The 6,936-nt window shown below is 72.6% G+C and carries 6 protein-coding genes; 1 reads left to right on the forward strand and 5 read right to left on the reverse strand.

Annotation, left to right across the window (positions count from 1 at the left end; genetic code table 11):
• The 5 genes from B7767_RS15955 to B7767_RS15975 form a co-directional block, all read right to left on the reverse strand.
• A partial coding sequence (locus B7767_RS15955) for a bifunctional uroporphyrinogen-III C-methyltransferase/uroporphyrinogen-III synthase (protein WP_085572770.1) occupies positions 1-1,681 on the reverse strand: 1,681 nt, incomplete at its 3' end.
• A complete protein-coding gene (hemC, locus tag B7767_RS15960) occupies positions 1,678-2,673 on the reverse strand; it encodes a hydroxymethylbilane synthase (protein WP_085572771.1) in 996 nt (331 codons plus the stop codon). The genes B7767_RS15955 and hemC, both read right to left, overlap by 4 nt.
• Complete coding sequence (locus B7767_RS15965; RefSeq protein ID WP_085572772.1) at positions 2,670-4,388, reverse strand: glutamyl-tRNA reductase; 1,719 nt, start codon at positions 4,386-4,388, stop codon at positions 2,670-2,672. Before B7767_RS15965 ends, hemC begins: the two co-directional genes overlap by 4 nt.
• Positions 4,385-5,149 carry a redox-sensing transcriptional repressor Rex gene (locus B7767_RS15970; RefSeq protein ID WP_085572773.1) on the reverse strand — a complete coding sequence of 255 codons (765 nt, stop codon included), beginning with the start codon at positions 5,147-5,149 and terminating at the stop codon, positions 4,385-4,387. The genes B7767_RS15965 and B7767_RS15970 overlap by 4 nt, the downstream gene beginning before the upstream one ends.
• A 301-nt stretch (positions 5,150-5,450) precedes the next feature.
• Entirely contained in the window at positions 5,451-5,729 is a 279-nt protein-coding gene (locus B7767_RS15975) for a glutaredoxin family protein (protein ID WP_085572774.1), read from the reverse strand.
• Positions 5,730-5,833: 104 nt separating this feature from the next.
• Between B7767_RS15975 and B7767_RS15980 the strand changes: the two genes are divergently transcribed.
• The gene (locus B7767_RS15980) at positions 5,834-6,745 is read left to right on the forward strand and encodes an HAD family phosphatase (RefSeq protein ID WP_085572775.1); all 912 of its coding nucleotides are present in this window, start codon (positions 5,834-5,836) and stop codon (positions 6,743-6,745) included.
• Positions 6,746-6,936 lie beyond the last annotated feature (191 nt).

Here is a 6,936-nt window from a genome sequence, read left to right on the forward strand (position 1 = left end):
GCCTGCGCGCCCCCGGCCGCCGCTCGCTCGGCCGGGTCACCGGGTCGCCGGCGTCCAGCGCGGCCAGCCGGCGCCGCGTGCCGAAGTCGGCCAGGGCCTCCGCCAGCTTGTGGACCGACGGCTCCGGGGCCATCACGTCGACGCGCAGGCCGTGTTCCTCGGCCGTCTTCGCCGTCGCCGGGCCGATGCAGGCGATCACCGTCACGTTGTGCGGCTTGCCCGCGATGCCGACCAGGTTCCGGACCGTCGAGGACGACGTGAACAGGACCGCGTCGAAACCGCCGCCCTTGATCGCCTCACGGGTGTCCGCCGGGGGCGGCGACGCGCGGACCGTGCGGTAGGCGGTCACGTCGTCGACCTCCCAGCCCAGCTCGATCAGGCCCGCGACCAGCGTCTCCGTGGCGATGTCGGCGCGCGGCAGGAAGACGCGGTCGATCGGGTCGAAGACCGGGTCGTACGGGGGCCAGTCCTCCAGCAGGCCCGCCGCCGACTGCTCACCGCTCGGCACCAGGTCGGGCTTCACGCCGAAGGCGATCAGCGCGTTGGCCGTCTGCTCGCCCACCGCCGCGACCTTGATGCCCGCGAAGGCACGCGCGTCGAGGCCGTACTCCTCGAACTTCTCGCGGACCGCCTTCACCGCGTTGACCGACGTGAACGCGATCCACTCGTAGCGGCCCGTCACCAGGCCCTTGACCGCCCGCTCCATCTGCTGCGGGGTGCGCGGGGGCTCCACCGCGATCGTCGGGACCTCGTGCGGCACGGCGCCGTACGAGCGGAGCTGGTCGGAGAGCGACGCCGCCTGCTCCTTCGTCCGCGGGACGAGCACCTTCCAGCCGAACAACGGCTTGGACTCGAACCACGACAGCTGGTCGCGCCGGGCGGGGGCGCTGCGCTCACCGACCACGGCTATCACCGGCCGGCCGCCGTCCGGGGACGGCAGCACCTTCGCCTGCTTCAGCGTCTGCGCGATCGTGCCGAGCGTCGCCGCCCAGGTGCGCTGCCGGGTCGTCGTACCGGCGACGGTCACCGTCAGCGGGGTGTCGGGCTTGCGTCCGGCGGACACCAGTTCGCCCGCCGCGGCGGCCACGGAGTCGAGCGTGGTGGAGACGACCACCGTGCCGTCCGACGCCCCGACCTCCGTCCAGCAACGGTCCGAGGCCGTACGCGCGTCCACGAAGCGGACGTCCGCACCCTGGGCGTCACGCAGCGGCACACCGGCGTACGCGGGTACGCCGACCGCCGCCGCGACACCGGGGACGACCTCGAACGGCACCCCGGCCGAGGCGCACGCCAGCATCTCCTCGGCGGCGTACGCGTCGAGCCCGGGATCACCGGACACCGCACGCACGACCCGCCTGCCGCCCCGCGCGGCCTCCATGACAAGATGTGCCGCATCCCGCATCGCGGGGGCACTGGTGGTTGTTGACGCGCCGTCAACGACCGTCAGCTGGGGCGTGCCCGTGCCCGGATCCGACGTGTCGGAGTCCGTGTGCACTTCGGCGACGCCCTGCCTCGCGTGCGTGCGTACGACGTCGAGCACCTCGTGCTCGGCGACGAGGACGTCCGCGTTCGCCAGCGCCTCCACGGCGCGCAGGGTCAGCAGTCCCGGATCCCCGGGTCCGGCACCGAGGAAGGTGACGTGCCCGTGTTCCGGAGGGGCGGGAAGGGTGGTGGGGCTCACTGTGCTCGCTCCCCCATCAGACCGGCCGCGCCCTGCGTGAGCATCTCGGCGGCGAGTTCGCGACCGAGCGCCATCGCCGCCTCGTGCGTCTCGGGCACGGGACCGGTGGTGGACAGCTGCACCAGCGTCGAGCCGTCGGTCGAACCGACGACGCCGCGCAGGCGCATTTCCTTGACAATCTGCCTGTCGGCCCGGAAGTCCCCCCGCTCCAGCGGAGCCGAAAGTGGGGGAAGGTCGGCCAGCGCGCCCACAGGGGCGGAACAGCCGGCCTCCAGGGCGGCGAGCAGGGAACGCTCGGCCGTCACGGCGGCCCGCGTGAGCGGGTCGTCGAGTTCGGCGAGCGCGGCGATCAGCTCCGCGTCGTCCGCGGCGCATTCGACCGCCAGTGCCCCCTGGCCGGGAGCGGGCAGCACCGTGTCGACCGACAGGAAGTCGGTCACCTCGTCACTGCGTCCGATCCGGTTCATCCCGGCGGCGGCCAGCACCACGGCATCGAGTTCGCCCTTGCGGACGTACCCGATGCGGGTGTCGACGTTGCCCCGGATCGGAACCGTCTCGATGTCCATGCCGTGGCTGCGCGCGTACGCGTTCAGCTGCGCCATGCGGCGCGGCGAACCCGTACCGATGCGGGCGCCGCGCGGCAGGTCGGCGAGCTTCAGCGCGTCGCGCGTGACCATCACGTCGCGCGGGTCCTCGCGCACCGGGATGGCCGCCACGACCAGTTCGTCGGGCTGTGTGGTCGGCAGGTCCTTCAGCGAGTGCACCGCGAAGTCCACCTCGCCCCGCGCCAGTGCCTCGCGCAGCGCGGCCACGAACACACCCGTGCCGCCGATCTGCGCGAGGTGCTCGCGCGAGACGTCACCGTACGTGGTGATCTCGACGAGCTCGACGGGCCGTCCGGTCACCTGGCTCACGGCTTCCGCCACCTGCCCGGACTGGGCCATGGCGAGCTTGCTCCGCCTGGTCCCCAGCCTCAGTGCCTTCTCAGTCATGCCGGCCCTCGGTTCCTTGCGTTCTTCTCGGTGCTTTCCTCGGCTCGGGAGACGGAGGCCACCGTCTCGGGGTCGAGGTCGAACAGGGTGCGCAGCGCGTCCGCGTACCCGGCGCCGCCGGGCTCGGCCGCGAGCTGCTTGACCCGTACCGTCGGCGCGTGGAGCAGCTTGTCGACCACCCGCCGCACGGTCTGGGTGATCTCCGCGCGGTGCTTGTCGTCCAGGCCGGGAAGCCGCCCCTCCAGACGGGCGATCTCGCCGGCCACCACATCGGCCGCCATGGTGCGCAGGGCGACGACGGTCGGCGTGATGTGCGCCGCCCGCTGTGCCGCCCCGAACGCGGCGACCTCGTCGGAGACGATACGCCGCACCTGGTCCACATCGGCAGCCATCGGAGCGTCCGCGGAGGCTTCCGCGAGCGATTCGATGTCGACGAGACGCACGCCGGCCAGCCGGTGCGCCGCCGCGTCGATGTCGCGCGGCATCGCCAGGTCCAGCAGGAACAGCACGGGCTCGGGACGCGGCGGCTCGGCCACCGGCTCCGGGCGGCGCCGCTCGGGGATCCGGCCGACGGTGGACACGGTCGCGGCGAGCGCGCCGATCAGCTCGGCGTCGGTCTCCGGACCGCTGCGGCCGGTCCGACCGGTCCGGCCGCGGTCGACGGTCGTCCCCGCGGCCCACGCGGCGTGCTGCTCCAGCGTCGCCGCGTCCATTCCGGCGACGGCGGCCTCACCCATCACGGAGAAGCCGGGCCGTACGGCGGACAGGTCCAGCGGGCAGCCCTCCTCCGCGCCCACGGAGGTGGGCGGGAGCGGAGCCTCCTCGACCGGAGCCTCCTCGACCGGGGCGGCCCCGACGGCCGGCCGTTCGCCGACCCGGTCCTCGACGCCCGCGGCGATCGCGTCGGCCGTGAGGACCAGTCCCGTCGCGCCGGTGCAGGAGACGACGACGTCGGCACGTGTCAGCTCGAACGGCACCGATCCCATCGGGACCGCGCGGGCCAGCACGTCCGTGTCGTCGCCTTCACCGAGGATCCGCGCGAGGCGCTCGGCGCGCTCGGGCGTGCGGTTGGCGATCACGATCTCGCCGACACCGGCCCGGGCGAGCGTGGCCGCGGCCAGCGAGGACATCGAACCGGCGCCGATGACCAGCGCCTTCTTGCCCCGCGCCCACGCCTCGACGGGCGCTCCGACGGCGAGCTGCTCCAGGCCGAAGGTGACCAGGGACTGCCCGGCGCGGTCGATGCCGGTCTCGGAGTGGGCCCGCTTGCCGACCCGCAGTGCCTGCTGGAACAGGTCGTTCAGCAGCCGCCCGGCGGTGTGCAGTTCCTGCGCGCGGGCGAGCGCGTCCTTGATCTGGCCGAGGATCTGGCCCTCGCCCACGACCATCGAGTCCAGCCCGCAGGCCACCGAGAACAGGTGGTGGACGGCCCGGTCCTCGTAGTGCACATAGAGATAAGGAGTGAGCTCCTCCAGGCCGACCCCGCTGTGCTGGGCGAGCAGCGTGGACAGCTCGGCGACACCGGCGTGGAACTTGTCCACGTCGGCGTAGAGCTCGATGCGGTTGCAGGTGGCGAGGACCGCGGCCTCGGCGGCGGGCTCCGCGGCGACCGTGTCCTGCAACAGCTTGACCTGCGCGTCCACGCTCAGCGAGGCCCGCTCCAGCACGCTGACCGGCGCGCTGCGGTGGCTCAGTCCGACGACGAGGAGACTCATGCCGGCATCACGGCGGGTACGTCCCCGTCGGGCCCCTGGTCGGCGGCGGACTGCTTGCGGGGAGCGGCCGGGGCGGCGACGGGCTCGGCCGTGGCCTCCTCGCCGGCCTTGCGCTGCTCGTGGAAGGCGAGGATCTGCAGCTCGATGGAGAGGTCCACCTTGCGCACGTCGACACCGTCCGGGACGGTCAGCACGGTCGGCGCGAAGTTCAGGATGGAGGTGACACCGGCGGCCACGAGACGGTCGCAGACCTGCTGGGCGGCGCCGGCGGGGGTCGCGATCACGCCGATCGACACGCCGTTGTCCGTGATGATCGACTCGAGCTCGTCGGTGTGCTGCACCGGGATGCCGGCGACGGGCTTCCCGGCCATCGCGGGGTCGGCGTCGATCAGCGCGGCGACCCGGAAACCGCGGGAGGCGAACCCGCCGTAGTTGGCGAGGGCGGCGCCGAGGTTACCGATTCCCACGATCACGACCGGCCAGTCCTGGGTCAGACCGAGTTCGCGGGAGATCTGGTACACGAGATACTCGACGTCGTAGCCGACGCCCCTGGTCCCGTACGAGCCCAGGTAGGAGAAGTCCTTGCGCAGCTTCGCGGAGTTGACCCCCGCGGCGGCCGCCAGCTCCTCCGAGGAGACCGTGGGCACCGAGCGCTCGGAGAGCGCGGTGAGGGCGCGGAGGTACAGCGGAAGGCGGGCGACGGTGGCCTCGGGAATCCCTCGGCTACGGGTCGCCGGTCGGTGAGTTCGGCCAGTTGCCACGGTGCTCCTGCGGGTAGAGCGGGGCTTCAGGCGGTCATACGTCAGGTCATACGTCCCCGGACCGCCCCGTCGAATGCAGGCTATGTCTTTGTGAACGCGTGCACAAAGATTGTGTCCGATTTGCCCGGCCAACGTGACCGGGGTCACGCGCCCCCGGCGCACTCGTGAGGAACCGGCGCACGAGCGCCACCGTTCCTTTCCTTCTGGGGGCAAAACCGCACACTCTCCTCTGTGAATCCCGCCCCCGAGACCAAGCCACCATCGATCCTAAGCGACTTTCCGGCCGGTTTGGACTGGCCGGTCAGTCGGTGAGGGCCCTGCGGAGACGGTCCTCGTCCACACGCCAGAAGGTGTGCTGACGGCCGTCGACGAGGACGACCGGGATCTGCTCCCAGTACCGGTCGTGCAGCTCCCGGTCCTGGGTGATGTCCTTGTGCTCCCACGGCACGCCGAGCTCCGCGCACACCTTCTCCACCACCACCTGCGCGTCGTCGCACAGATGGCAGCCGGGCTTGCGCACGAGGGTGACGAGCCGGTCCTGCGGGGCGGCCGGGGTGTTGCGGCGGAAGAGTGGGCTCATACGGGTCATTGTCCCGCGCGCCCCGACGCCCCGGCCCCGGAGAGTTCACGAGGCTCGAACCTCTCGGCTCCGGAACATCCGCGCCGACTGGCTATGCTCACGCCATGGCCGCTCTCGGATGGCTCACCCCCCGTAGGCGCTCCGCCACGGCACGAAGTGTGCTGGCAGGCGAGGCCTCGGCGGAGGCAGCGCGCAAGTCCACCCAGGAGGTTTCCGAACGCGAACCGGAGTTCCCGGTCGTCGGGGACGAACGGGCCGCCGCGTTCTTCGACCTGGACAACACGGTGATGCAGGGCGCCGCCCTGTTCCACTTCGGGCGGGGACTGTACAAGCGGAAGTTCTTCGAGACGCGCGAGCTGGCACGGTTCGCCTGGCAGCAGGCGTGGTTCCGGCTGGCCGGGGTCGAGGACCCCGAGCACATGCAGGAGGCCCGCGACTCGGCGCTCTCCATCGTCCAGGGCCACCGCGTCGCCGAGCTGCAGTCCATCGGCGAGGAGATCTACGACGAGTACATGGCCGAGCGGATCTGGCCGGGCACCCGGGCACTGGCACAGGCGCACCTGGACGCGGGGCAGCGGGTGTGGCTGGTGACGGCGGCGCCGGTGGAGATCGCCCAGGTGATCGCGCGCCGGCTGGGGCTGACGGGCGCGCTCGGCACGGTGGCGGAGTCGGTCGACGGCGTGTACACGGGCAAACTGGTGGGCGAACCGCTGCACGGCCCGGCGAAGGCGGAGGCGGTACGCGCCCTCGCCCTGGCGGAGGAACTGGACCTCGGCCGCTGCGCGGCGTACAGCGACTCGCACAACGACATCCCGATGCTGTCCCTGGTCGGCCACCCCTACGCGATCAACCCGGACTCCAAGCTCCGCAAACACGCCCGCCGCATGGACTGGCGCCTGCGCGACTACCGCACCGGCCGCAAGGCGGCCAAGGTCGGCATCCCGGCGGCGGCGGGCGTCGGCGCGGTGGCCGGCGGCACAGCGGCCGCCATCGCCCTCCACCGCAAACGCCGCTGACACACACGCCCCCACCCCCGTTCCCGCCCCCTTCAGGCAGTCGCGCCTCCCCCAGTGCCTCAAGGGCCTGGGAGATGCCCCCAGGGCGGCACGGGTGGGCGATGGGGGAGGCACCCCGCAAGCGCCGGGCCGCGCGACCACCCCGGCCCCGGCAGCCCCGCCCCGAACCCGGTCAACCCCGCCGCACCCCC

The organism is Streptomyces sp. 13-12-16 (assembly GCF_002114215.1).
Taxonomy (GTDB): Bacteria; Actinomycetota; Actinomycetes; order Streptomycetales; family Streptomycetaceae; genus Streptomyces.